At 36.0% G+C, this 25,544-nt stretch carries 22 protein-coding genes and 1 pseudogene; 18 read left to right on the top strand and 5 right to left on the bottom strand.

The genetic code is table 11. The features are described from left to right. Positions 1 to 114: 114 nt before the first annotated feature. From MKX66_RS15410 to MKX66_RS15395, 4 genes are all read left to right on the top strand, one after another. A complete protein-coding gene (locus MKX66_RS15410) occupies positions 115 to 1,584 on the top strand; it encodes a SulP family inorganic anion transporter (RefSeq protein ID WP_341086628.1) in 1,470 nt (489 codons plus the stop codon). A gap of 334 nt (positions 1,585 to 1,918) precedes the next feature. Continuing rightward, positions 1,919 to 3,439 carry a putative polysaccharide biosynthesis protein gene (locus tag MKX66_RS15405; RefSeq protein WP_040963037.1) on the top strand — a complete coding sequence of 507 codons (1,521 nt, stop codon included), beginning with the start codon at positions 1,919 to 1,921 and terminating at the stop codon, positions 3,437 to 3,439. 143 nt (positions 3,440 to 3,582) lie between these two features. After that, positions 3,583 to 4,671 carry a polysaccharide pyruvyl transferase CsaB gene (csaB, locus tag MKX66_RS15400; RefSeq protein ID WP_002087333.1) on the top strand — a complete coding sequence of 363 codons (1,089 nt, stop codon included), beginning with the start codon at positions 3,583 to 3,585 and terminating at the stop codon, positions 4,669 to 4,671. Positions 4,672 to 4,819: 148 nt separating this feature from the next. Then, positions 4,820 to 6,682, top strand: coding sequence for an S-layer homology domain-containing protein (locus MKX66_RS15395; protein ID WP_326997038.1), 1,863 nt, complete (start codon positions 4,820 to 4,822; stop codon positions 6,680 to 6,682). A 94-nt stretch (positions 6,683 to 6,776) separates the two neighbouring features. Here the strand turns inward: MKX66_RS15395 and MKX66_RS15390 are convergent, their stop codons facing one another. Further along, on the bottom strand, positions 6,777 to 8,156 hold the full coding sequence (locus MKX66_RS15390) for an O-antigen ligase family protein (protein WP_063217453.1): 1,380 nt from the start codon (positions 8,154 to 8,156) through the stop codon (positions 6,777 to 6,779). A 330-nt stretch (positions 8,157 to 8,486) separates the two neighbouring features. Between MKX66_RS15390 and MKX66_RS15385 the strand changes: the two genes are divergently transcribed. The 3 genes from MKX66_RS15385 to MKX66_RS15375 all read left to right on the top strand — a co-directional run bounded on the left by MKX66_RS15385 (position 8,487) and on the right by MKX66_RS15375 (position 10,076). Next, positions 8,487 to 9,275 carry an enoyl-CoA hydratase gene (locus tag MKX66_RS15385; RefSeq protein WP_215590791.1) on the top strand — a complete coding sequence of 263 codons (789 nt, stop codon included), beginning with the start codon at positions 8,487 to 8,489 and terminating at the stop codon, positions 9,273 to 9,275. Between the two features lie 136 nt (positions 9,276 to 9,411). Then, on the top strand, positions 9,412 to 9,732 hold the full coding sequence (locus tag MKX66_RS15380; RefSeq protein ID WP_002010902.1) for a hypothetical protein: 321 nt from the start codon (positions 9,412 to 9,414) through the stop codon (positions 9,730 to 9,732). A gap of 17 nt (positions 9,733 to 9,749) precedes the next feature. Then, positions 9,750 to 10,076, top strand: a complete 327-nt coding sequence (locus MKX66_RS15375; protein WP_002125566.1) for a nucleoside triphosphate pyrophosphohydrolase — start codon at positions 9,750 to 9,752, stop codon at positions 10,074 to 10,076. Positions 10,077 to 10,096: 20 nt separating this feature from the next. Here MKX66_RS15375 and MKX66_RS15370 read toward each other — a convergent pair whose 3' ends face one another. Beyond that, positions 10,097 to 10,276 carry a hypothetical protein gene (locus MKX66_RS15370; protein ID WP_001103321.1) on the bottom strand — a complete coding sequence of 60 codons (180 nt, stop codon included), beginning with the start codon at positions 10,274 to 10,276 and terminating at the stop codon, positions 10,097 to 10,099. A gap of 127 nt (positions 10,277 to 10,403) precedes the next feature. Between MKX66_RS15370 and MKX66_RS15365 the strand changes: the two genes are divergently transcribed. From MKX66_RS15365 to MKX66_RS15350, 4 genes and pseudogenes are all read left to right on the top strand, one after another. After that, the gene (locus MKX66_RS15365; protein ID WP_088038602.1) at positions 10,404 to 11,453 is read left to right on the top strand and encodes a M42 family metallopeptidase; all 1,050 of its coding nucleotides are present in this window, start codon (positions 10,404 to 10,406) and stop codon (positions 11,451 to 11,453) included. 58 nt (positions 11,454 to 11,511) lie between these two features. Continuing rightward, positions 11,512 to 11,764 (top strand): annotated as a pseudogene (locus MKX66_RS15360) (hypothetical protein); the annotation flags it as partial. A gap of 224 nt (positions 11,765 to 11,988) precedes the next feature. Next, positions 11,989 to 13,581 carry an N-acetylmuramoyl-L-alanine amidase gene (locus MKX66_RS15355; protein WP_012260406.1) on the top strand — a complete coding sequence of 531 codons (1,593 nt, stop codon included), beginning with the start codon at positions 11,989 to 11,991 and terminating at the stop codon, positions 13,579 to 13,581. A 172-nt stretch (positions 13,582 to 13,753) separates the two neighbouring features. Next, complete coding sequence (locus MKX66_RS15350; protein ID WP_012260407.1) at positions 13,754 to 14,707, top strand: TRM11 family SAM-dependent methyltransferase; 954 nt, start codon at positions 13,754 to 13,756, stop codon at positions 14,705 to 14,707. A gap of 201 nt (positions 14,708 to 14,908) precedes the next feature. On the opposite strand, the gene MKX66_RS15345 is transcribed toward MKX66_RS15350, so the two are convergent. Next, a complete protein-coding gene (locus tag MKX66_RS15345; RefSeq protein WP_001273686.1) occupies positions 14,909 to 15,409 on the bottom strand; it encodes a DinB family protein in 501 nt (166 codons plus the stop codon). A 462-nt stretch (positions 15,410 to 15,871) separates the two neighbouring features. Then, a complete protein-coding gene (locus MKX66_RS15340; protein ID WP_002030060.1) occupies positions 15,872 to 16,087 on the bottom strand; it encodes a YflJ family protein in 216 nt (71 codons plus the stop codon). Between the two features lie 240 nt (positions 16,088 to 16,327). On the opposite strand from MKX66_RS15340, the gene MKX66_RS15335 reads away from it, so the two are divergent. From MKX66_RS15335 to MKX66_RS15305, 7 genes are all read left to right on the top strand, one after another. After that, on the top strand, positions 16,328 to 16,681 hold the full coding sequence (locus MKX66_RS15335; RefSeq protein WP_001225455.1) for a DUF3870 domain-containing protein: 354 nt from the start codon (positions 16,328 to 16,330) through the stop codon (positions 16,679 to 16,681). 528 nt (positions 16,682 to 17,209) lie between these two features. Continuing rightward, positions 17,210 to 18,148, top strand: coding sequence for a glutarate dioxygenase GlaH (gene glaH / locus MKX66_RS15330; RefSeq protein WP_088038604.1), 939 nt, complete (start codon positions 17,210 to 17,212; stop codon positions 18,146 to 18,148). Positions 18,149 to 18,206: 58 nt separating this feature from the next. Then, on the top strand, positions 18,207 to 19,409 hold the full coding sequence (gene lhgO, locus MKX66_RS15325) for an L-2-hydroxyglutarate oxidase (protein WP_341086624.1): 1,203 nt from the start codon (positions 18,207 to 18,209) through the stop codon (positions 19,407 to 19,409). Positions 19,410 to 19,649: 240 nt separating this feature from the next. Continuing rightward, positions 19,650 to 20,111: a VOC family protein gene (locus MKX66_RS15320; protein ID WP_215590797.1), complete on the top strand. Its 462-nt coding sequence runs from the start codon at positions 19,650 to 19,652 to the stop codon at positions 20,109 to 20,111. 256 nt (positions 20,112 to 20,367) lie between these two features. Continuing rightward, a complete protein-coding gene (locus MKX66_RS15315) occupies positions 20,368 to 21,420 on the top strand; it encodes a proline racemase family protein (RefSeq protein WP_215591277.1) in 1,053 nt (350 codons plus the stop codon). 19 nt (positions 21,421 to 21,439) lie between these two features. Continuing rightward, positions 21,440 to 22,417, top strand: a complete 978-nt coding sequence (locus MKX66_RS15310; RefSeq protein ID WP_215590798.1) for an ornithine cyclodeaminase family protein — start codon at positions 21,440 to 21,442, stop codon at positions 22,415 to 22,417. Between the two features lie 175 nt (positions 22,418 to 22,592). Continuing rightward, entirely contained in the window at positions 22,593 to 24,695 is a 2,103-nt protein-coding gene (locus tag MKX66_RS15305) for a hypothetical protein (protein ID WP_341086621.1), read from the top strand. 289 nt (positions 24,696 to 24,984) lie between these two features. Here the strand turns inward: MKX66_RS15305 and MKX66_RS15300 are convergent, their stop codons facing one another. After that, positions 24,985 to 25,323 (bottom strand): hypothetical protein, encoded by a 339-nt coding sequence (locus tag MKX66_RS15300; RefSeq protein ID WP_002030071.1) that lies wholly within the window; start codon positions 25,321 to 25,323, stop codon positions 24,985 to 24,987. Positions 25,324 to 25,544 lie beyond the last annotated feature (221 nt).

Below are 25,544 nucleotides of genomic sequence, written 5' to 3'. Positions count from 1 at the left end.
TAGGTGGGAGATCAACTGCCCGTAAACGCCCGATTGGTGCCGGCTAATGATCAGTGGGGATGAAAAAACTCCCCACTGATTAAAGTTTCACTTTATATGAAGGTGGTTATTTATATGTTTCAAAAAATAGCAAAGGAATGTTTAGCAGGATTTACTGTTGCGATTGTTGCGTTGCCGCTAGCAATTGCATTTGGTATTGCCGCGACAGGGACGTCTGAGGGAGCACTTGTTGGATTGTATGGTGCGATTTTTGCAGGTTTATTCGCAGCGTTATTTGGCGGGACACCTGGGCAAGTAACGGGGCCAACTGGACCAATTACTGTTATCGCAACAGGAGTTATTGCGACGCACGGCTTAGAGGCAAGTTTTATTGCCTTTATGATGGCAGGGTTATTTCAAATTTTATTCGGTGTATGTAAGCTCGGTTCTTACGTTCGATATATTCCGTATCCTGTCGTTTCAGGATTTATGAATGGTATTGCATTAATCATTATTTTAGGTGAAATAAAGCACGTACAAAATAGTTTTCTACTTGTTGTGTTAACGATTATTGTAATGATTGTTTCTGGCAAATGGATTAAGGCGATTCCGTCTAGTTTAGTAGCACTAGTCGGTGTGACAGCTTTGCTTCCTTTATTTTCTTCTCTACTCGAAGGACTTACAGTAAAGTTACCGATTATCGGAAATCTTTCATTAAACAAAGTAATTGAAAAGATTGGAACCATTCCAGAAGCGATGCCTACGCTTCATATTCCATCTTTAAGTGGAACAGGAATAGCAACACTTATTTTACCAGCGCTTAGTATTGCTTTATTAGGATCGATTGACTCGTTGTTAACATCGGTCGTAATGGATAATGTGACAGGTACACGTCATAAAAGTAATAAAGAGCTCATTGGACAAGGTATCGGTAATATGATGAGCGGATTGTTTGGTGGATTAGCAGGTGCAGGTGCGACTGTAAGGTCTATCGTGAATATAAGAAGTGGTGGTAAAACAGCACTTTCGGCATGTATGCATAGTGTTATATTATTTATTTTTATTATGGGTCTTGGTTCGGTCGTACAATACATTCCGCTTGCTGTATTATCAGGTATTTTAATTTTAACTGGTATTGGAATGTTCGATTGGGAAAGCATGAAAAAGATGCATGTCGCTCCTAAAGGTGATGTCGTTGTTATGCTCGTAACGATGATTGTAACGGTGAAGTTCGATTTAATGATTGCTGTTGCATTCGGTATTATTCTTTCGTTCATCATATATATGGTGAAGTGTAAAGAACGTAAAACTTCTATCGTAAAAGAAAGAGAAGAAACGTACACGATTCAAGGGCCGCTCTCTTTCCTATCAGTAGAGCGTATTTTCTCTACTTTACAAGATGTGAAGTCACCGGTTGTTTTACGTATGAAAGATGTGCGTTATATGGATGTATCAGGAGCTATGGCATTATTAAATTTTGTTGAGCAATCAAATAAAGTAGGAGCAAGTGTAAAGCTTGAGCAAGTACATCCGAGTATTGAAAAAACAATCGTAGTAATGGCGAACGATGAACAGAAAGAGCAATTGAAAATCTTAAGTGTTTAGATGGTAATTAGAATATCTCACAATCTTACATACATTATAATGTAGAGTTGTGGGATATTCTTATAATGTTTTTAGTAATATGTATCGCATTGATAGAGAAGAAGAGCTTTTTTGAGTAACAGAAACAGTGATAATATGTACATATATAATGGAAAGAATTAGAAAATTAATTGTGAAGAAATAGGCGTGAACTGGTTCTCTTTTCTATTTTGAAAAAAAAACCAAGTATTCAACCTATAATAAATTTGTTATGATAATCAATGGGATAAAGTGAATCCCTATCGTTTAAAACAATATGTTTGAGAGTATATGTATAAAAGAAAAGAGAAAAAATATGAATAAAACATTTGTAAAAGGAGCAGCAATTTTAACCATTACAACTTTTTTGTCGAAATTGCTTGGTAGTTTTTTTCAAATTCCATTACAAAATATTGCAGGAGATGAAGTGCTCGGTATTTTCCGCCTTGTTTTTCCTGTATATATGATTGCTCTTACATTATCGGTAGCCGGAGTTCCGCTTGCAATTTCGAAATTAATTGCAGAGTTGAACGAAAAAAATAAGCAAAAGGAAATTGCGAAATTATTTAAATCAGCGTCAATTATAGGGATAGCATTTGGCGTTTTCGGCTGTTTAGTCATTGTATTATTTTCTATTGAAATTGCAAATATGCTTGGTGGACAAGAAACTAGAATGCCGTTGCTTATTACTTCATTAGCATTACTCATTGCGCCATACATGGCGGTTTATAGAGGGTATTTTCAAGGTTTCGGTGATATGAAACCAACAGGGGTATCACAAGTCATTGAGCAATTTGTACGTGTGTTTTTTATGCTAATAATTGCTTACATACTAGTATCATGGGATAAGAGTAATACTGTTATTACTAGTGGTGCGATGGTTGGCTCTTTTCTTGGAGTCATTAGTTCGCTTATATATTTGCGTATAAAATATAATAGAAGTCCATACTACAATAAAAGCAATTCCTATTCGCTCCGAGATTTAAGAGAACACGGCAAAAAGATATTGCGGGTATCGATCCCAATCGCTATCGGAGCTTTATCAATGCCACTTTTAAATTTAGTAGACTCGCTTACAATACCGCATGTATTACAAGGATCATCAACAGAAATTCAAGAACAATTTGGAATATACAGTCGCGGTTTTGCATTCACGCAAATAATTGTTATTTTTGCAAGTGCAATTGTATTTCCGTTAATACCACTCTTAACTTCCGCATTGGCCAAAAGAGATATAAATTTGGCGAAAATAACAATTCAAAATACAAATCGACTAGCGCATGTTTTGACAGCACCGTTAACAATATGGTTGATGGCATTAACAGTACCGTTAAATATCGGATTGTTCACAGACGTAAAAGGCAGTAGTATGTTAACAGTTATGATTGGCAGTTCGTATTTTACTGCGGTTATGGTATTATCAATAGGTGTTTTACAGGGGATTAATCGTTCTGCACAAGCTGCATGGATTGTTATTGGCGCGAGTTTTGTGAAAGTCGTGTTAAACATGATGTTAGTGCAGGAGTTTGGCATAGATGGAGCGGCGTATAGTACATTAATTACTTACGTATTGATTTGTATTGTAAATTATTTGTATATTCGAAGCTACATTGCCTATTCTATTCATTTAAAAAGCTTTTTTGGTGTGCTAGGAATAGCATGTATTTTGGGACTAGGATTGTATGAACTATGTAATGTGATAGATGTTACATCTTCAAGAATTATGACGTTATTATTCAGTGGAATAGCATTAAGTATTACAACCATTTTGTATGGTGTATGTGCTTTGAAATTAAAATGGATATCAATAAAAAAAATACCATTTTTGAAAAGATAAATATAGAAATTTAATTTTTTATTAAAATTCATATGAGCTGATAAAGAGGAAACTATGTAGGGTATCAAGTGTTTAGGTAAGGAATGGGTACCAGTTTATGTTAAATGAAATAAACGGTTACCTAGTTTTGGAGGAGATTTAGGGTGCGTTTAGTCTTATCAGGATATTATGGTTTTTATAATGTTGGAGACGAGGCGATTCTACAATCAATTATTGAATCGTTAAGTAAAGAGAACCCGGATATAGAACTAGTAGTACTATCAAATGATTCTAAATATACAAAGGAAATGTATGGTGTAGAATCGGTAGATCGCTGGAATATAAAAGCTGTTTATCATGCGATAAAAAACAGTGATGGAGTTATTAGCGGTGGCGGGAGCCTTCTTCAAGATCAGACAAGTACGAAGAGTATTCTATATTATACGGGTATTATGGGACTCGCTCGATTATTAAAAAAGCCGTATTATATTTATTCACAAGGAATAGGGCCAATTACAAAAGGATATAATCGTCTATTAGTAAAATGGAACTTGTCAAAAGCTTCCTATGTATCAGTTCGAGATGAGGATTCGTTTTTATATTTAAAAGGACTTGGTATAAAAAACGATATTGAAATTGTTCCAGACCCTGTTTTAACATGGAAACGAACAAAACAATCGGATTGGTTGCAAAAGCATTCTATACATGGAAAAGTAATCGCGGTTAGTGTACGTTATTGGCATGCAAAAGAAGATTATATAAAAAAATTAGCTATGGCATTAAAAAAATTAAAGCAAGAAGGATACCAAATTTTATTTGTTCCAATGCATGAGCCATTTGATCAAAAAGCTTCGCGTGAAGTAATAGAATTAATGGGAGAAGAGACGTATATGCTTCCATATAAAATGGATATCGACGAGAAAATATTCATTTTATCACAATGTTCATTACTAATTGGTATGCGTCTTCATGCACTTGTTTTTTCTGCAGTAGCCAAAACTCCAATGGTCGGGATTTCGTACGATCCGAAAATTGATTCGTTTTTAAGTCAAGTGAATCAGCCAGTTATAGGAAGTGTGGATGGCGAATGGAGTGCTGAGTATTTATATGAACTTGCAAAAAAGCAATTAATGCAACAAGGAACTGTGCAGCAAGAGTTACAATTAACAATAGATGAACTTCGGTTGCAAGGCAAACAGGCAACAAAGAAACTCATTGATCATATGGAAAAAGACACTTTATTAAAAAAGTAAAGTGTCTTTTATTTTGTTTTTTAATTTAATGAAAATTCTAATTATAAAAACGTTTTATGTTAATTTCTATTTATTATGCTAAAATGATTGTGATTATTATATAATCAAATTTGTGATAATAAATTCGTAGATTACGAGGAGGATAACCTTGAAGACTTTTTCAAAAGGTATAACAGCAGTGGCATTAACGGGATCATTACTTTTAACTCCTATTTCAAGTTATGCGGCAAATGATGATATTACAGGACATATGTTTGAGACGCATATGCGTTCACTTATTACTAAAGGAGTTTTAATGGGGTATGGTGAGAATGTATATGCGCCTGATAAACTAGTAACAAGAGCAGAGTTTGCTACATTCATAGCAAGGGCTTTAAATTTACCGAAAGCTGATTCGAATTTCGAGGATGTGCCGAAGACTTACGGTTTATATGATGGTGTAAGTAGAGCATATGGAGCGAAAATTATTAATGGTCGTACTAACGAGACATTCTCACCAAATGATGTGATTACACGTGAAGAAATGTCGATAATGGTAAAGCGAGCGTTAGACTATAAAAATATTAAAATAGCTGTAAGTCCGCTTACCTTTACTGATAAAGATAGTATTAACTATAAAGAGCATGTACAAGTTATGGTGGCTACTCAAATTATTAAGGGGTATCCAGAAGATAATACATTTAGACCACATTTATCAGCTACAAGAGGTATGGCTTCAGCTATGTTGGATCGCATGCTTCAGACAATTGAAAAAAACGGAAATAGCAATCCTGTAGAAACTAAGAAATATGTCGTGATAAATGTAAGAGAAAACGGAACAGAGCAAGAAGTAGAGCGCTATAATACGTATAAAGAAGCGGTTACGGCTGCTCAAAATAAAGGTATGAGTGCGGTGAAATACGAGAACGAATTTTTATGGATTAAAGATGGTTTTGCAAGTGCGAAGAGAATAACTGGGCAAAATATTATTAATATTTATGACGAGAAATTGTCAGCAGTATATACATATATTCAGTATGGAACAGAATTGAAAGTGTTAGAAATTGGCGAAGATCGTGTGAAAGTTCAAGTTTCTGGTTTGACAGGTTATGTGAAGAAGAATGAAATCACTTTAATTCCTACAAATGAAATGAAACAGTCTTCTTATTATGTGAAATCAGATGGATATTTATACCATAAATATTATACATATAATACAAGCTCACCTGGATATACAGAATTTAGATATGGTGTGGCACCTTCTTTCATGAAGCAAGGACAGCAAATGTATAGTGTAGATGGAAAGACGTTTGGAAATGAAACTTTCTATCAATATTTCAATTATTTATCATTGCGTTCTAAAACAGACTATACAGCTGAACAATTAGATAGTTATGTGAAATCGATTAAGCCAGACTCTCCATTAATTGGTTTAGGAAAGAAATTTAAAGAAGTAGAAAGCAAGTATAATGTAAATGCATTATTCTTATATTCATTAGCAATTCATGAAAGTTATTATGGAACAAGCGCTCTTGCAAAAGACAAAAATAATTTATTTGGTTTAAAAGCAACAGACGATAGTCCATATGGTAACGGGGAAGCATTTAATTCAAAAGAAGATTGTATTGAACATGCAGCAAAAGTATACATGAATGAAGGATATTTAAATCCAGGACATTGGCGTTATACAGCAACATATACAGGTGATAAAGCTGCTGGTTTAAATGCGAAATATGCATCTGATGCGAATTGGGGTAAAAAAGTAGCGGGGCATATGAATCGTTTTGATTCTTATTTAGGTAAAAAAGAATACAACAAGTATAAACTTGCACGTGTGATGAATGATGTGGAAGTGAAAAAGGATCCGCATAGATCAAATGAACGACTTTATCGCTTAACTACAAATAAAGTTGTAACAGTTACAGGTGAAGAAACGATGAATGGACAAGTGTGGGTTAAAATTATTTCTGATAATCCTGCTGTAAATGAAGCATATATCGCAAAAGAAAACTTAGAATACGTAACACACTAATTAAATATAAAAGAGAAAAACTGTTTATCTAGATGCGTTTATAAAAAAGGTGCTCCAAAAGCCAGCATAACTGACTTGTTGGAGCACCTTTTTTTTATTCAATTTCAAAATCAACAATCATATAAGCGAGTATAACAACGAAGAAAATACTAACGGATGGCGCTGTTAATACGTGCCCGGACATAAAGCCGATTCCAAGTGATAGGACGAGCGTGCTAGCCAGTAGCATATATTTCACAGTTAATATTTTCTTGAAGTTTGTCATGATACGAATGAATAATTTAATACCGAAGTATAGAAATGGTATTAAGTAAATAAGGAAACCGACGATTCCGAATGCAAAGAATAGGTCGTGGAAATCCATTTCGATTAACTTAATTTTATCAGTATAGTTACCAGCATAGCCCATTCCGAATAGTTTTTGTGATAGTGGTGCGTCTTTATAGTATTGTTTGTATACTTTTAAAAATTTATCGCGATCACTGTAAATTAAACTTTTCATTTCAGAGTCTGTTAGTTCACCCTGCTCATGTTTTTCTTCTTTAATTACTTTTCCTTCTTTTCTATCCTTTTCTTCTTGTACTGATTTTTTGTATTCGTATATTTGCATGTGGATGCCCATATTTTTTGCGATAGGAGTATGTGGTGTAAGTACAATTAAACCTCCTAGTACAATAGCGGCAACAACTGTATTTACGAGATATGTGAATCCTGTTCCTTCTTTTTTGCGATGAATCATATATTCAATGAATGAGAATAAAAGTGCCACGCCAAGCGTTAGAACAATTGCACCATATCCTACTTTCGTTCCGACCATAATACTTGCATACATCGCAAGCATTGTTGGAATCCAGTAATAGATTTTCGAGAAAGAAGTTGTTTTATGAATCGAATAGAGCACTACGATTGGGAACATAATTGCAAAAATAGAACTTAAATCATTTCCAGCAAAGAACCAACCTCTTGAGCCAATCTTTGAGTGAGGGTAGCTTGGGAAATCTGTACCAGTTTGCATTGCAACAATCAGTGTGATGCTTAAAATTAAAGTTGCATATAAGAAATATGTAATGATTTTATGCAACGTATATTCTTTATTTTTCAACTCTTTAAAGACGATGGTATATCCAAACAGTAGCACAATTGGATATATGCTCTTTAAAATAAATTTTACTTCTTCGCCAAATGAAACTGGAGATTTAATCATCATATTATTTGCAAGACCAATTGCTAGTACGATCCCGAGTAGGCATAAATAGAGAATGTACTTTTTCGCTCCAGGTTGTTCTCTATGAAGAAGTAGATAACCTAATGCAAGAAGCATAAAGGCGAAACGGACTACGATTCCAACTGTTGCGCTCATGTGTAATACATAGATTGAAAAAGACGTTAATAAATCTAAAATTGGTTGAAACACAATGAATAGCAATAGGAAATGCGGGAAGTAGTTATCCGTTTGTTTCAACTTATTAACCATATATTCCTCCATTTCTTCATTCCTTTAGTTCAATACCCAAGAGATGGGGATAAAAGCCTTGTTTACATAATAAGGCGAATGAATTTTAATATTTATTTTTTTGCATCAAAATTAAGAATACACCATTTCATTGTAATGGTAAATAGATGAAAAATATTGATAAACCGACTTTAATTTCTATATTTTTTAACGAAATTGGATGTTTTATACGGAGATATATACAAATTACGAGAAAATTAGACAGAAAATTAAGAAAAAAAGAAGGATTTTTAACATGCTTTCTATAATTATATAAGTATAATCTTTATGTTGAAAAGAGGGGTATATATAATGGAAGTAACAAGTAAAACAGAATCTGTTGTTGTGAAATATGAAGGGCGCGTAGCAACGGTTATGGTCAATCGTCCAGAGGTTTTAAATGCATTAGATGAACCAACGTTAAAAGAGTTATTACAAAAGTTGAAAGAAGTGGCGGAAAGTTCTGTTCACGTTGTTGTGTTGTGTGGAAGTGGCCGTGGTTTTTCTGCGGGTGGAGATATTAAATCAATGCTTTCAAGTAATGATGAAAGTAGGTTTGAAGGCATCATGAATACAATTTCTGAAATCGTTGTGACGTTATATACGATGCCGAAGCTTGTTATTAGTGCAATTCATGGGCCGACTGCTGGACTTGGATTAAGTATTGCATTAACAGCTGATTATGTTATGGCAGATATATCATCAGTTATTGCGATGAACTTTATTGGAATCGCTTTAATTCCAGATGGTGGTGGCCATTTCTTCCTTCAAAAGCGCGTCGGTGAAAATATGACGAAGAAAATCATTTGGGAAGGGAAGAAATTATCAGCGACAGAAGCGCTAGATATCGGTTTAATTGATGAAGTAATCGGTGAGGATTTCCAAACGGCTGTGAAGCAAAAAATTAATGAATGGTTACAAAAACCAATCAAGGCGATGATTCAAACGAAACAAATTTTATGTGAAGTAAATCGTTCTAATTTAGAACAAACGCTTCAGCTCGAAAAGCGTGGTCAATATGTGATGAGACAAACAGCGGACCATAAAGAAGGTATTGCTGCTTTTCTAGAAAAACGTTTACCAGCATTTAAAGGGGAATAAAGTGAAACTTTAATCCGTGGGGGGTGTTTATCCCCCGCGGATTATTAGTCTGACTGCCCGTTAATTCGAGATAAAGGGAAGAAAGTGCTAACACATTTTAGTATAATTGTGTTAGCACTTTTTTTAGGAGTAATAAATGAAGAAAATTATCGGTGTTATCGTTATTATTTTACTTACATATTATGCTTTGCATAGTACACCATCTCTTGCGGTACGGACTGCATTATTCTTTGAGGGACATCCAACTGTTGCTTTCTCTGGTGAAGTGAAGAAAGAACGGGATGTGAAAAAAGAGGCGATTCCTGATGAGTACCAAACCTTATACGGCGATAAGAAAGAAGAACCAGAGCATTACTTCTTTCCGGTAGTAAAGGCGCACGGATCAGGAATTGATATGTTAAGTGCTTGTGTGAAAAAAGAGTGGTTTTTCTATAAAGCAGAGCTTGGGTGTTATTAAAAGTGGGAGGAAAAGTGATGTCAACTTATAACAGGTTAGTAAGAGATCGTGTCCCAGAGAAAATTTTGATGTCTGGAAAAACATATACAGCACAAAAATTAACAGGGCAAGCTTACATACAAGCGTTAGCGAAAATTGGTACAGAAGAAATTCGTGAATTTGCTTCGATGAAAGAGCGTGAACATGCGCTAGATTCACTTGCAGATGCACTTGAAATTATTATTTCATTAGCGCGTGCAGAAGGTGCAACAATGGAAGATGTAGAGCTTATTCGTAAGCAGAAAGAAGAAGAGCGCGGCGGATTTACAAGAGGGATTTATTTGATGGACGTTTCGGAAGAGTAGTTTAATAGAAAAAGCACAGCTTACTCAGTAGCGCTGTGCTTTTTTCCTGCAATTAGGCTAACGATTAAGAAGATAGCTGTTAATGTCCAGCCGATTGCAATAGAAGTAGTAGTGTGAATGGCATAAGAAACTTGTAAACAGAGTAAAGATGATAAAAACCAAATAAGTGCAATATGTACATGTTTTTTCGTTACATTCATTTTTGTTATCTCCTTTTCACTTACTAAACTAAATTTTACTATAATTTAGAAAATTAAACTAAATGAGTAGAGGTTTTATCGTAATTTCGCTATACTAAATAGTAGAGAAAATGAGGAGGAAACGACAATGGCACATCATACGAAAGAAACGATGGAACTTATTAAGGAGCTTGTCTCTATTCCAAGTCCATCTGGAAACACGGCGAAAATTATTAGTTTTATTGAAAATTATGTAAGTGAGTGGAATGTAGAGACGAAGCGTAATAATAAAGGCGCTCTTATTTTAACGGTTAAAGGAAAGAATGATGAGCAGCATCGTTTATTAACTGCACACGTTGATACGTTAGGTGCGATGGTGAAAGAAATTAAGCCTGACGGTCGTCTTCGTCTATCTATGATTGGTGGATTTCGCTGGAACTCTGTAGAAGGAGAATATTGCGAAATTGAAACGTCAAGCGGTAAGAAATATACAGGTACAATTTTAATGCATCAAACTTCTGTCCATGTGTACAAAGATGCAGGGGAAGCGAAGCGCGATGAGAAAAATATTGAAGTGCGTATTGATGAGCGTGTCTTTTCAGCAGATGAAGTACGTGAGTTAGGAATTGAAGTAGGAGACTTCGTTTCATTTGATCCACGCGTTCAAATTACAGAGAGTGGATACATAAAATCACGTCATTTAGACGATAAAGTAAGTGTTGCAATTCTATTGAAATTAATTAAAAGATTGCAAGATGAAAAGGTAACATTGCCATATACAACACATTTCTTAATTTCTAATAATGAAGAAATTGGATACGGTGGAAACTCAAATATTCCAGAGGAAACGGTAGAATATTTAGCAGTTGATATGGGAGCGTTAGGTGATGGACAAGCATCTGATGAATATACAGTATCTATTTGTGCGAAAGATTCTAGCGGTCCATACCATTACGCTTTACGTAAACATTTAGTTGAACTGGCGAAAGCGAATGCTATTGAATATAAAGTGGATATTTATCCATACTACGGATCAGACGCATCAGCTGCGATTCGCGCCGGATTTGATGTGAAACATGCGTTAATTGGAGCTGGTATTGATTCTTCTCACGCATTTGAGCGAACGCATGAGAGTTCTATTATGTATACAGAAGCATTAGTGTATGCATATGTAATGTCTAATTTAATTGAAGAATAATTTCATAGCAAATAGAGAGGGCTGATTGAAAATATTATTTTTAATCAGCTTTTCATTAGCGCAAGTTTTTTATATTCATAAAGGAAAAGTACTCGAAGTGAAAATTGGCGAAGGTGACCTAGGTATTGCAGGAACTCGTTTTAAAGCTTTAGATAAAGGGAAGTTCCTTATAGGGAATTATGATAATGGAGAAGGAATATGGTATTTCTCGACTTTCCAAACAAATCTTGAGACGGGAAAAGCAGAAAGGATCGATCAGGTAAAGCTTTCTTTGGAGGAAGGGAATATATATTAAAGAAAATTTTAAATAATACATTAGGAAAAGCGATTAGAGTACTATGTACTAATCGCTTTTTTATATACATTCATTATCAGTTATATATATACGATTTTTGTTATGTGAAGGGAAAACGTATTTACTATAGATATATAATGTTATAAACTATGAAAGGATTAATTATTAGTTAATACTTTATAGTTAGTTTAATGGGAGAAATTGTATAAATATGAAGTTTCGAGAGGAGATTTATTTTTCATGAAGTACAAAGCAATAGCCGCAGGTATATTAGCAGCAAATTTACTAGCACATCCAATTAGTAGTTTAGCAGAAACGAAGAAATTTCCTGATGTTTCAGACGATGCGTGGTCGAAAGACGCGATTTATTATTTAGTAGAGAGAAATGTAATTAATGGTATGCCAGATGGTAACTTTATGCCACAAGGAAATTTAACACGTGCTCAAGCGGCAAAGATTATCGCAACAGCAATTGGCGTTAAAGTGGATCCAAACGCGAAGCCATCTTTTAATGATTCAAAAAATCATTGGGCAGCTCAATATATTGCAGCGATTGAAAAAAAGGATATTATTAAAGGCCGAGGACCGGGAGTATTTGATCCTGAAGGACAAGTAACTCGTGCTGAAATGGCGGCTATGCTTGTAAGGGCATATGAATTGAAAAGCCAAGTAACCGGAACAGCGCCTACAAAATTTGCTGATTTAGAAAATCATTGGGGTAAAGAAGAAGTAAATATTTTAGTAGAATTAAAACTTTCTTTAGGTACAGGTGACGGCTGGAAACCAGATAATTCTATTACGCGTGAACAGGCAGCTCAGCTTACTGCTCAAACAGATAAATTTGGAAAGAATAGTAATCGTCCAGTAGAAACAAAGAAAATATATATCGATAGAAAATTCATTACATATCACGGACCATCATTAACATCTGGGGTTAGTGAAAATCAGCATGATCCACAAATGGTTGAAGTAAAAGAAGAGCGAGATGGATGGATCAAAATTGCAACAAGTAACGGTGATAAATGGACACCTTTAGTAGAGAAAACAGAAGCTATTAAGGAAGGATTCACTACATATGCAGGGGCTTCCCATACTGCTAAAGTACTAGGTACATATGGAGCACAACAAGTAACTGTTATTGAAGAAAGCGGTAGCTGGATTCGCATTCGTACAACTAGTGGTTTCCAATGGGTTGATAAAAATCAATTGAACCCAGTGAAACAAGGGAACTTCTTAGAAGGAAAAGCGATTATTATTGATCCGGGGCATGGCGGGGTTGATCCAGGGCATTCTGGTGTGAAAATGGATGAAAGTGCTATCGTATTAGATACATCTTTACGCGTACAAAAACTATTTGAACAAAAGACACCATTTACTGTTTTATTAACACGTAATGATGATACACGTCCAGGAAATACCTCTGGTGAATCTTTGAAAAAACGTATAGAATTTGCGCAAGAAAATAAAGGTGATATTTTTGTGAGTGTTCATGCAAACGGGTTTAATGAACAAGTAGAAGGAACAGAAACGTTCTACTACAGATCAGCATCAAATCCAAATTCAGAAGAGAGCCGTGTACTAGCAGAAAAAGTACAAAAACGTTTAGTACAAGCACTTCAATCAAATGATAGAGGTGTAAAAACAGAAGACTTCTATGTAGTGAAATACAATACAATGCCTGCTATTTTAGCTGAACTAGGTTTCATCGATGCTAAAGGCGAAGGTGAAAAACTAGCTACTGAACAATGGAGACAACGTGCAGCAGAAGCAATTTATTCTGGTATTCTAGATTACTATGAATGGCAAGGTAACGATGTATCTTCTTATCGTTAATAATAGAAAAAATTATGGAATAGATTGCCGAGAGGCAGTCTCTTTTTATTTATAAAACAAATTATAAAGGTTTCTCTTTATTTCGGGCATATGATATCATTTAATTTTATATGAAAAAGTATTTGAGTAATTTTGATCATAACAATTTTAAACGATAAAGGATGATAATAGATTGAGTAATCATAGTAAAACACCTGCATGTATATATACGTATGCATTTCGTGAGGAGGAGCGTGCTTTATGTTACTTGGAAATGCGCTCGTTCTTTGGAATGGAGTCTCACGTTAATATTTTGAAAAGTGATGTCAAAATTGATCCGAGTAGAAGTGCGTTTATGAAAGAGCGCGTTGAGGTTATGTATGAAGGAGACGACTTAGAAAGTATTTTAAAACAAGTAGAACAAATTGATTTGGCGGGGGCGTCATTTAAAGTTATCTTCGTTAAAATCAATGATCTTGGGAAAGAAAATAAAATTGAATATGGGGAAAGACGTCTCATTGAACGCGACCTCGGTATGCATATTGAAGGAGAAGCGGATGTTCGTAATCCAGAGCGTGTATTCGGGATTGTTCCTCTTGGAGGACGCTGGTACTTCGGACACTATGTAGAAAGTGAGCCAGTTTGGTATCATCACATAAAAAAACCGCATAGTTATTCGACATCTCTTAGCACGCGTGTTGCGAGATCAGTTGCAAATATCGCTGTACCAAATCCAGAGGGAGTACGAGCTATTGATCCGTGCTGCGGCATTGGAACAGTAGTAGTAGAAGCACTTTCTATGGGAATTAACATTGTTGGTAGAGATATAAATCCACTTGTGGTTCTTGGAACGAGGAAAAACATAGCACATTTTGGATTTGAAGGAACAGTAACAAAAGGTCCAATCGAGGAAATTACTGAGAACTACGACGTTGCAATTATCGATATGCCGTACGACTTATTTACGCATGCAACACCAGAAGACCAGTTCTCAATTCTTTCAAGTGCGCGCCGCATTGCAAAAAAAGTAGTCGTTGTCACGATGGAAACAATGGACGACATGATTCATGAAGCGGGATTTGAAATTACAGACCGCTGTATCACAAGAAAAGGATCATTTTCTAGACAAATTCTTGTTTGTGAATAGGAAAAGTCACCCGTTTATTAAATTAATAAATTACAGGATAGTTAGTCCATTATGAGGCTGATTATCCTTTTTTATTTAACAACAAATACAAAAACTCCATCTTGAATAAAGATTGATCAAAATGGAGTTACCCTTTTTAGCTAAGTATGAGATTTTTATAAAAAAGTTTGATTATTTTACTGAGCCTTAATGAATAACATTTCAAGAATACCAATAAAAAGCATAATCAGTCATAACTGAAGAATCACCCAACTGATGTAACATAGCTGAAATATTCCCTCTATGATAGGTTCCATGATTCACAACGTGTAAGACCATTTCAGATATACTTGTTTCTCTTAATCCTGCCCATGGATTATCCAACATTATTCTCTTTTCCATATCTTCCTGTCTGTTCAAAAAGGTTTTAAACCGGGATGTTAAAGTGTGAAATTCCGTTTCTAAGTCTTCAATGGGCAGTTTCTCAATCTTTTCTTGAATTTGAAATGAAGATTGCATTGCTTCATTCATACTCTGACCCTCAAGGGTATGAAGCCATCCATATTCCACCAAATAGAGATGAGATAAAACCTTTGAAACAGAAGAAAAGACACTTTTCATTTCCTTTTGATATTTCTCAGGAGAAAGTGTCTTAAGATGATCAATAATCCGTTGATTTGCCCATACATGATAGTTATATAGATTTTCTACATGATTTGCCATACAATCGCCTCCTTATCATCACGTTTTTTAATGTTCTTTATCAGAATGAATTATTCCTTTAAATATCATTACTTATTTGATGAGATCTTCAACTAAATGGCCCAATTGTTGAACAAAGGTCAAAGCAATCTTCAATTAACCTGCCCCGTTAGTTGAAGTACATTTCTTCACAATGTTTATCGTTAGATTAACATAAATATCCAACAAGAAAACATCAAACCTCTAAGAAATCTATAGAGGTTTGATGTTTTTAATCAATCTTTTTTACAAAGCTACACTTGTGACAAAAAAGCTTATTTTTTCATTTTGTGGTGATTCTGAATTCTTAAGTTGATGGGCATGCCTGTGTAGGTGATCTTTTTTTGGTTTGTATCAATGTGTGATTAGTTGGTAGTTTAGATGGGAGATTTGACGGGATTTGTTGAATAGATGATATATCTCGAGAGTTGTTTTGTTAGTGAATTACTCTTCTTTCGTTGTCTCTTGTTGTGCGATTAATAAATTGCGTAATACGTGTGCGCGGTAACTTTCTAGTTTTCGTCCTTCATGATAGCGAACACCTAATTTCTTTAGTTCAGCTACGTACCAGCCTTTTGTTCCGTAATACATGAGACCACTTCCTTTTTTCTTTTGAACAGTATATGTGCCTGGGTGAGAGAATTTTCTTTTTTTATTCATGAAATTCGCGGAGTTTAATATTGAATATTCAGTTTATTTTTATTATGATTAACTTATTATCGGATGACAGTGATTAGCCTCGCTGTAAGCCCAGATTTATGTTTGAAAATGAAGAGAGTAACTTCTTTCCACTTGAGCTTCTTTAGCAGAAGTACGAGCTATAAGGATAAGGGTAGTAAAATTCAATGCAAATGTGTACATTGTTTTTCTGGCTCTTAACATAGTAACGGAGGATGAAATATGCGTAAAGGGACTTTTTTTATGGCAGGACATTCGAGACTTCCGAAAGGTATGGCTGTTCGCAGTATGTATGAAACATTAACAATTACAATTGAGGCAGATCATAAATATCATGTCATTATTGAAGCGTCATGTACGCTTGCGACAGAGCATGGTAGAGACTTCGTCGCTCAAATGTTGAGAGGACATAGTTTGCAAGATGGTATTGAGGAAATCGTTCAAGATATTACGGACCATTATCAAGGAAAAGCGCAAAATGCTATCGTCAGTGCGGTGAAAGATTTACATCGCCAATATGTAAGTTATTTAAATGATGAACAGCCCAGGGGAGAGTACGAGGAAACAACACCATAAAAACTATCTAGTTTACAACCATAAACGAGAGCCAGTTGTATTTCTTTTAAAGAGATACGACTGGCTTATTTTATTGAGGAGGCAAGAACTATGAAAAAGTTAAATGAAGTGTAAGTTGTAAAACAAGAGATGAAAAAAAGAGGGTGCGTAGAAAGTAAGGGGGTTTTTAAAACGTATAAAGTATGTAGAGAAAATAATAAAAAACAAATTGACAGTTAAAATATTTTGAATTATCATTTAATTAATAAGATCCATACGAGAAATTAGCCTTCTCTATATTCGATCTTGCTTTCCTGTTTTACAAATATTTCCATACAAACTGTCTATTATTATTGTACTTTAAGAGATTAAAGAACACTCGTAATTATGAGCCAGTTGTACGTTTCTACGATTTTATGTCGTGGATGCGTATGACTGGCTTTTTCGATGTTAGGGCAGTAAGACCGAATCTCAGCATAAGAAGATAAGGATAACTGTCTGTAAAAAACGTCAATACGTTCTTCATATTTAAATTAGGGAGGAATTGAAATGTCGATTATTACAGAACAAAATACGAAGATGAAATTTGCAAAGAAATATGAGGGGTATGAGATTGTTCCTCATCCAGAGCATAAGCGTTTATATCATATTGTTTTAAATCAGCAATTGCTTAAGCAGTTTTTTGAAGAGGTAAAAGAGCATTCAGAGCAGTCATTACAATACATTCCTTATTCTCGATTTAATCTTGCGGATGGAATGAGAAAGATTTTTGGGCAATCATTTATGGATAACATTCGCGGCATTGTTCATGACCGTGAAACGGGCGGATTTACAATTGGGGTACAAGGTGAAACGTCAGATCCAGCAGACTACGTGAAATTTGCAACAGCATTAACACATTTAATCGGGGAGCCAAACTTTGATGCAATGACAGGAACGTACTATGCTAGATTTAATGTGAAAGATACGGATAGTAGTGATTCTTACCTTCGTCAAGCGTACCGATTGTTTACACTGCATACAGACGGTACATTCGTTGATGAGCCGACAGATTGGCTTCTTATGATGAAAATTGAAGAGCAAAATGCAGTAGGTGGAGAATCTCGTTTACTACATTTAGACGATTGGGAAGACCTTCATAAATTTAGAAATCATTCGCTCGCATCTGTTAAGGTTACGTATAAAGCGCCACCAAGTAAAAATGCGCAAGAAATCGTCTATCGTGAAACGTTTTTTGATGTGAATAACGCACCATGTATTTGCTTTATTGATCAGTTCGCTTATCCAGATAATATTGAACAAGCAAACTATTTGAAAGACTTATCATATTCTGTTGAAAACTCACCAGCAACACATGCATTGAAATTACCAATTGGTGACTTAGTTCTTTTAAACAACTTATTTTGGATGCACGGAAGAGCTGCGTTTGAGAAAAATAAAGATTTATATAGAGAACTAATGCGTCAACGTGGTTGTTTTTCTAAATAAGTTTGTACGGCGGGTCTTAAAAAAGACCTGCCTTTCATCATATTAAGGGGGAAGTAGGATGTATGACTTTATAATTATTGGCGGAGGAATTGTTGGGCTTTCAACGGGAATGGCTTTAACGAAAAAATTCCCTCGTGCGAAAATCGTGATCATTGAAAAAGAAAAGGAACTTGCACATCATCAAACTGGACATAATAGCGGAGTAATTCACTCTGGAATTTATTATAAACCAGGGAGTTATAAAGCGAAGTTTGCCAAAGAAGGAAACGCAGCTATGGTTCAATTTTGTAAAGAAAATGACATCGCTTATGACATGTGCGGAAAAGTAATTGTCGCTACAGAAAAGGACGAACTTCCTCTTTTACATAACTTATATGAGAGAGGCTTACAAAACGATTTACATATTGAAAAAATAGATAAAGAAGAATTAGCTGAAATTGAACCGCATGTAAAAGGACTTGGCGCAATCCGTGTTCCTTCTTGCGGGATTGCTGATTATAAAGGAGTAAGTTATGCATTTGCCCGTTTGATCCAAGAAAGCGGGGGAGAAGTACATTTAGGAACAGCGGCAGAGCGTATTACGGAGAAAAAAGACGCTGTAACAATTGAGACGAATCAAGGGATATTTAAAACGAAATTTCTCATTAACTGCGCCGGCTTACATAGTGACCGTATTGCGAAAAAGACAGGCATATTAACGGATATGAAAATCGTTCCGTTTCGTGGTGAATATTACGAACTTGTCCCAGAAAAACGCCATCTCGTAAAACATTTAATCTATCCAGTTCCAAATCCAGAATTCCCGTTTTTAGGTGTTCATTTCACAAGAATGATAAACGGGGATGTACATGCAGGACCAAATGCAGTATTAAGCTTCAAACGCGAAGGCTATACGAAAACAGACTTCAACATAAAAGACTTCATGGAAACAATGACATACACAGGCTTTTGGAAAATGGCGATGCCAAATATGAAAGAAGGCATAAAAGAAATGGTGCGCTCATTTAGTAAACAATCATTTTTAAAAAGCTTACAGCGCTTAATACCAGAGCTTACAGAGAAAGATATCGTGCCAACCCATGCAGGTGTAAGGGCACAAGCCATTTTATCAAACGGAAATATGGTTGATGACTTCTGCATTATCCCTGGCATCAATTCTCTGCATATTTGCAATGCACCATCCCCGGCCGCAACGGCTAGTATAAAGATTGGTGAGGAGATTGTAAGGCAAGTGCCGGATGTGGTGGCGGTTAGGGTTTGATGGGTCAGGGTGATTTGAGTCATAAATCCGCCTCGCTTTGAAGCGTAATATTACCGTGAATCATGAATTTGAAGAATCCCTTCTCACAAAGTGAAGCTTTAATCAGTGGTAGTTTTTCCTCAGCATTAGGGCTACGAAATTGAAAACTATTTAAAGAAAATACGACATCACTTCTATTTCTAGTTTATTAAAATAGTATTTATAGTAAGAATTTCTAAAAATATAAAGGAGGGATATGCTTTGTTTCCAGGTACTTTATATGAAACACATGTTAAAACAAAAAATTTAGAAGTGGCAAAAGAGTTTTATACTAAACTTGGATTATTTCATGCTCGCACTATTGAAGAACGCCGTGTAGCTTTCTTTTGGTTTGATAAAGAAAATAAGAAGGAACAAATGCTGGGCATTTGGGAAGTATCGGAAGAAGCATTCCATACAAGTCACTTCGCATTCAAGGTTAACTATGAAGAAATCATTCATGCAAGAGAATGGCTTCTTAATAAAGGAATGAACCCAAGGGCTGCTTTCGGTCTTGAACCTTCCGAGCCTATGGTTCAAACTTGGACACCTAGTGCAAATCTTTATTTTTATGATCCTGACGGCAATTCTTTAGAATTTCTATGTTTACTTCCTGAAAAGAAAAAAGTAAAACAAGACGTCATGTATTTGAGTGAGTGGGAAAGCTTGGAGAGTGAAGAATAAATTTGATTTTTAACTCAAATCCCGCAAAACTATGGCTTAAATCACCCCCTGAGTTTTCGGGGGATCTTTTTGTTTTGGGGCTAATAATCACCTACTGTATAAAAAAATAGACAGTAGTATGTATTTTTCAAAAAATGTATACAGATTTATCCCGCATTAACTGCCCGTAAAAGCCCGATTGATGTGGGCGAATAATCAGTGGGGGATGAAGACCCTCCGACTGATTAAAGTTTCACTTTATACTCTATGCGTTGGCATGATACTTGCAATGAAAATAGTATTAACATATAGGGGAGAGATAGAAATGAAGGTTAGTAAAATATACACAACAATTGATGCTCACGTAGCTGGGGAACCACTTCGAATCATTACGGGCGGAGTGCCAGAGATAAAGGGAGCAACACAACTAGAAAGACGCGCATACTGCATGGAACATTTGGATCATCTTCGCGAGGTTCTTATGTATGAACCGAGAGGACATCACGGCATGTACGGTTGTATCATTACTCCGCCCGCAAGTCCTCATTCTGATTTTGGCGTATTATTTATGCACAATGAAGGCTGGAGTACGATGTGTGGTCACGGAATTATCGCTGTTATTACAGTTGGAATTGAAACAGGTATGTTTGAAGTGACAGGAGAAAAACAAAAATTCATTATTGATAGCCCTGCCGGGGAAGTTATTGCGTATGCAAAATTTAACGGGAGCGAAGTAGAGGCAGTATCATTTGAAAACGTTCCTTCGTTCGTATACAAGAAAGACGTTCCTATCAAAATAGATGACTATGAATTTCAAGTAGATATCGCGTTTGGCGGAGCATTCTACGCTGTAGTGGATAGTAAAGAGTTTGGTTTGAAAGTCGATTTCAAAGATTTAGCTGCAATTCAAACGTGGGGCGGTAAAATTAAACACTACATTGAAAGGCAAATGGAAGTAAAACATCCACTTGAAGAAGATTTAAAAGGAATATACGGAGTTATTTTCTCAGATGAACCGAAAGGAAAAGACGCTACTTTACGAAATGTAACGATCTTTGCTGATGGGCAAGTAGACCGTTCTCCTTGCGGCACAGGAACTTCCGCAAGAATCGCAACTCTCTTTGAAAAAGATACCTTACAAAAGGGAGAGATGTTCGTCCACGAATGCATTACTGACGGGAAATTCGAAGGAGAAGTATTGTCGGTAACCGCAGTAGATACATATGAAGCTGTCATTCCGAAAGTAACGGGGAATGCATTTATTACAGGATTTCATCAGTTCGTTGTAGACCCGAGAGATGATTTGAATCGGGGATTTTTGTTAGAGTAGAAGGAGGAGGTGGAAAGATATGCTAGTCATAAGCGCGAACGAACAACGAAACTTAGTAAATATGAAGGAAGTCATTGAATACGCGGCGCTTGCTTTAAAAGAATTTTCAGCAGAAAGAACGATCACACCAATTCGCGGTTCATTACCATTTGCGAACGAGCAAAATACCGCATTAATTATGCCTTCAGTAGCGGAAGGGCTCGAAGCGCTCGGTTTAAAAGTAGTAACGGTAGCTCCGCATAATAAAAAGATAGGAAAGAAAACGATAAACGGAATTGTTATGCTATCAGACTTTCAAACGGGAGAACCACTCGCACTTTTAGAAGGATCGTACTTAACGATGATTCGAACAGGCGCCTTATCAGGAGTAGCGACAAAACATTTAGCTCGTCATAACGCAAAAAACTTATGCATTATCGGTACAGGTGAACAAGCGAAAGGAATTGCAGAAGCTGTACTCGCCGTTAGAGATATCGAAAAAGTAATTTTATACAACCGAACGGAAGAAAAAGCCTATGCATTCGCGCAATATATACAAGAGAAATTCAATAAACCGGCTTACGTCTACAGGGACCCAAATGAAGCAATAAGCGAAGCGGACATCATCGTCACAACAACGAATGCATCCACACCAGTCTTCTCAGAAAAACTACAAAAAGGCGTCCACATAAACGCCGTCGGTTCATTCAGACCGAGCATGCAAGAACTACCATCTCACGCCATCGCGGGCGCTGACAAAGTAGTAGTCGAATCAAAAGAAGCAGCACTAGAAGAAACGGGTGACCTTCAAGTTCCTATAAAAGAAGGATTATTTGAAGCGAGCGACATCCACGCCGAACTTGGTCAGATTATAAGCGGAGAAAAAGCTGGTAGAGAGAATGATGAAGAGATTACTATTTTCAAATCAGTAGGTTTGGCGGTAGTGGATATTATCGTCGCGAAGTATTTGTATGAGAAAGCGGTGGAGTGTGGAGTGGGTACTATGATTCAGTTGTGAGAGACTGCCTTTTGGTGGTCTTTTTTTGGTGGGGTGTGGCGCCGCTTTGGGGTTGGTTGCGGGCGAATTACAGATTTATTTTAGTTAAAATTTATATATATAAATTACAAAAGGCGTTATATAATCTATAAGGATGAAAACGGTTTATGAAACAATTAAGAAAGGAGTATAAAGTATGGAGGAATGGATTGCAAGTCAGAAAGAAACCAACCATCATAAAATAGCGATAACATTATTTCCTATCATTTTATTTTTAGGATATATCCATCCAGGATTATTTGGTTTTGGACTATTTTTATTTTTTATTATTACATCATTTAAGTTATTGAAGAAAATGTTATTTTTCATGCTCATATTAGGCATAATAGCGGCAATTCTTCCGTTTTTAGCACCAATTATTTTTATTGTTATGCTCGTTCTCTTTTTTATGAGAATTCAGTTTGTGCTAAAAAATTGGAGGCCTTTCTTAGCTGGATTGCTTGTATATGGAATTGCGGCTATTTTATTAGCCAGAATGAGTTTCGATCCTACTAGTGCGTCTTTAGCCTACGATTCTTCACCTAGTAAAGTAATGGAGTCTATTATCGTTTCGGCGTTAGGCTTTATTGGTATAAGAGCAACGTTAATTTGGTTGTATGGACATAGTTATAGTAGTTATGCAGCTCTTGGAATTATGGGAAGTGTACCTCTTATTATTATTTCTTTCATTTTGCCATTTTTAAAAATGCATGTTGGTGGAGATGTGTATGTCGCAGAACCAGGAGTGGTTGATGGACACGCTGTGACAGGAGAAACAGTTGTACATTCTTCAGAGGCGCATATAGCTAAGGGAACGAATGTGCAACCATATGTAAGAACGGCGCCAGATGGAGACGTAACGAATAACTTATCGTATCACGGCCCCGATGCAAAGCCTGTGAATACAGAAATGGTAGCAGTGAAAGGCCATGTAAGAACAGTGCCAGATGGAGATGTAACGAATAACTTATCGTATCATGGTCCGGATGCAAAGCCTGTGAATACAGAAATGGTAGCAGTGAAAGGCCATGTAAGAACAGTGCCAGACGGAGATGTAACGAATAATTTATCGTATCACGGCTCAGATGCGGAATCGGTGAATGTAGAAGCACACGACTATGCAAAAACTAGTTTGGATGGAGATACGGCTAAAGCTAAAGACTCTTCACAGTGGGGGAGCATGACCCCAGAACAGAAAGAAACCGCTTTGAATGCATTTAATGGAACATTAGTTGGACAAGGCATGATAGATAAATTGTTAAAACGTGTTGAGCCGAAGAAAGGGCGGAGTCGTTTTTGCGGACATTGTGGTAAGGAAAGGTCTGGAAGAGAAAGGTTTTGTGTCGCATGTGGCAGTAATCTTGAAAATGATGAGCTAGCTCCAAAACAAGCGGATAGTAAAAAAGAAAAGGATTTCGTGTTGTTAGGCATTACGGGAGTAATCGGTGTAGCAGTTGCGCTGCTTACGGTGAAAATGTTATTTTTCTCAGGTGATGATAAAATCACAACTCCGGTGGAAACTAGCGAAAATATGGAAGCGCAAACTACACAACTAAGCACCGCATCATTAGCGGATATAGATGGTTATTGGGTAGATACAAGTGATCCTAGTTATGTAGGGATTAATGTAACTGGAGATAAAAAAGGCGAAATAACACTCTATAACGGTGAAAAAAACGTTACATACTTATTTAAAGAACAAAATATTGATGAGAAGAAAATTAGTTTACGCATTTATGAGGTCAAATCTAATTTAGAAACATTCACACCATTTAATGTTCAGGTGAATGTAGTAGATGACGAGGAGATTGAGTTAATAAGACTAGGGCATCAAGAAGAAAACCTCTCGCTAAAACGAATGACGAAAGAAGAGTTTATGAACAATTATGAGCCTGTTGATGAGAAAAAAACGTATACAGGACAAAATGATAAACGTGAACAATCTAATCGCACGAAAACAACGATACCATTCACACAGGTAGAAGGTGACTGGATCAATACTACCGGTGGGGATGGCATAGCTTTTGTATTAAGTGAAGGAGATAAAAGCGGTGAATTAATTATCGCAAAGGAACAGCCAGGCGGCCGTCTTCCACAACATAAATTCTATATAAGCTCTGAACCGAAGAGTGGGGATAATACATATATCATCTCGGTCAAACAAAACTCAGGTGAATACAAAAAAGTAGAGTTAACGTTGGCGGAAGATCGATTACGAATGAAGGTGGATGGGCAGGAGAGTGTTTATCGGAGAGGATAGAAACGGTTTTGTCTCAAAAGGTGTAAATTAGTTTTTACTATAATATATAAGAGAATCGTTTTTTTATTTAATTTTGTTGTGGTGACTCTTATATGTACAACGAAATTTAAAAGGCATTACGAGGAGAAGTCGAAATAGACGAAGGACTGTAAGAATGGTTAGGGAAATTTGATTTAGAAGATGTTAATGATATGTTGGAACACGTGAATTCTGTGCGGACATCAAATCATTAATTCAATTGGCAAGAATGGTAAAAAGCTGTACCTCTAATAATTAGAGGTGCAGCTTTTTACCATTCTCGCCATTCTTCTGTTATATCTTCTTCGGATTCTAAGCCAGCTATTCGTGCTGCTGCATCGATAAATTCATAGAGATCTTCTCTTTCCATTGTTTCGATAAAATGGTCATGTTCGATATTTAGTTCATTTAGTTTAATAACTACCTCTTTAACAACTTGCATTACTTCGACTTCGGTTGGAGTCTCGCCTAATTGCTCTAGATGGTTAATGTAAGTGTCAAGAACCTTATTTGTTGCACTTATATTTTCTTCAGTGAAAAATTCCCCATCTTCATCATGCTCAACCCATGGGGTTGTTGGTTTGTTTTTTTTCAATTCATCAAACGTCATGATAACCTCCTAAAAATGTTTTTTTATCTTTAATCTCATTCTACATTTTCAATTATATATAACAACCATTTCAGAGAAACTTTCTGTAGGCTGCTAGTTTTTCAACGCATTTTACGAGGCCACCTATTCGTGGTCTTTTTATTTTACCCCCCGCATAAATATATTTTATCGCAAGAATTCATTAATAGATTTCAAACTGTCTATCTTTGCGAAAAAGTTTG

It is taken from the genome of Bacillus sp. FSL R9-9530 (assembly GCF_038008145.1).
GTDB classification, from domain to species: Bacteria; Bacillota; Bacilli; order Bacillales; family Bacillaceae_G; genus Bacillus_A; species Bacillus_A mycoides.
Note: the sequence above shows the minus strand (reverse complement) of the source record. Positions and strands in the feature narration are given on the sequence as shown.

What these genes read in the sequence shown, in the direction of transcription:
- MKX66_RS15410 (WP_341086628.1), top strand. Translation starts at nt 115, where the DNA reads ATGTTTCAAAAAATAGCAAAGGAATGTTTAGCAGGATTTACTGTTGCG.
- MKX66_RS15405 (WP_040963037.1), top strand. Translation starts at nt 1,919, where the DNA reads ATGAATAAAACATTTGTAAAAGGAGCAGCAATTTTAACCATTACAACT.
- MKX66_RS15390 (WP_063217453.1), bottom strand. Translation starts at nt 8,156, where the DNA reads ATGGTTAATAAGTTGAAACAAACGGATAACTACTTCCCGCATTTCCTA.
- MKX66_RS15385 (WP_215590791.1), top strand. Translation starts at nt 8,487, where the DNA reads ATGGAAGTAACAAGTAAAACAGAATCTGTTGTTGTGAAATATGAAGGG.
- MKX66_RS15380 (WP_002010902.1), top strand. Translation starts at nt 9,412, where the DNA reads ATGAAGAAAATTATCGGTGTTATCGTTATTATTTTACTTACATATTAT.
- MKX66_RS15375 (WP_002125566.1), top strand. Translation starts at nt 9,750, where the DNA reads ATGTCAACTTATAACAGGTTAGTAAGAGATCGTGTCCCAGAGAAAATT.
- MKX66_RS15370 (WP_001103321.1), bottom strand. Translation starts at nt 10,276, where the DNA reads ATGAATGTAACGAAAAAACATGTACATATTGCACTTATTTGGTTTTTA.
- MKX66_RS15365 (WP_088038602.1), top strand. Translation starts at nt 10,404, where the DNA reads ATGGCACATCATACGAAAGAAACGATGGAACTTATTAAGGAGCTTGTC.
- MKX66_RS15355 (WP_012260406.1), top strand. Translation starts at nt 11,989, where the DNA reads ATGAAGTACAAAGCAATAGCCGCAGGTATATTAGCAGCAAATTTACTA.
- MKX66_RS15345 (WP_001273686.1), bottom strand. Translation starts at nt 15,409, where the DNA reads ATGGCAAATCATGTAGAAAATCTATATAACTATCATGTATGGGCAAAT.
- MKX66_RS15340 (WP_002030060.1), bottom strand. Translation starts at nt 16,087, where the DNA reads ATGAATAAAAAAAGAAAATTCTCTCACCCAGGCACATATACTGTTCAA.
- MKX66_RS15335 (WP_001225455.1), top strand. Translation starts at nt 16,328, where the DNA reads ATGCGTAAAGGGACTTTTTTTATGGCAGGACATTCGAGACTTCCGAAA.
- glaH (WP_088038604.1), top strand. Translation starts at nt 17,210, where the DNA reads ATGTCGATTATTACAGAACAAAATACGAAGATGAAATTTGCAAAGAAA.
- lhgO (WP_341086624.1), top strand. Translation starts at nt 18,207, where the DNA reads ATGTATGACTTTATAATTATTGGCGGAGGAATTGTTGGGCTTTCAACG.
- MKX66_RS15315 (WP_215591277.1), top strand. Translation starts at nt 20,368, where the DNA reads ATGATACTTGCAATGAAAATAGTATTAACATATAGGGGAGAGATAGAA.
- MKX66_RS15310 (WP_215590798.1), top strand. Translation starts at nt 21,440, where the DNA reads ATGCTAGTCATAAGCGCGAACGAACAACGAAACTTAGTAAATATGAAG.
- MKX66_RS15305 (WP_341086621.1), top strand. Translation starts at nt 22,593, where the DNA reads ATGGAGGAATGGATTGCAAGTCAGAAAGAAACCAACCATCATAAAATA.
- MKX66_RS15300 (WP_002030071.1), bottom strand. Translation starts at nt 25,323, where the DNA reads ATGACGTTTGATGAATTGAAAAAAAACAAACCAACAACCCCATGGGTT.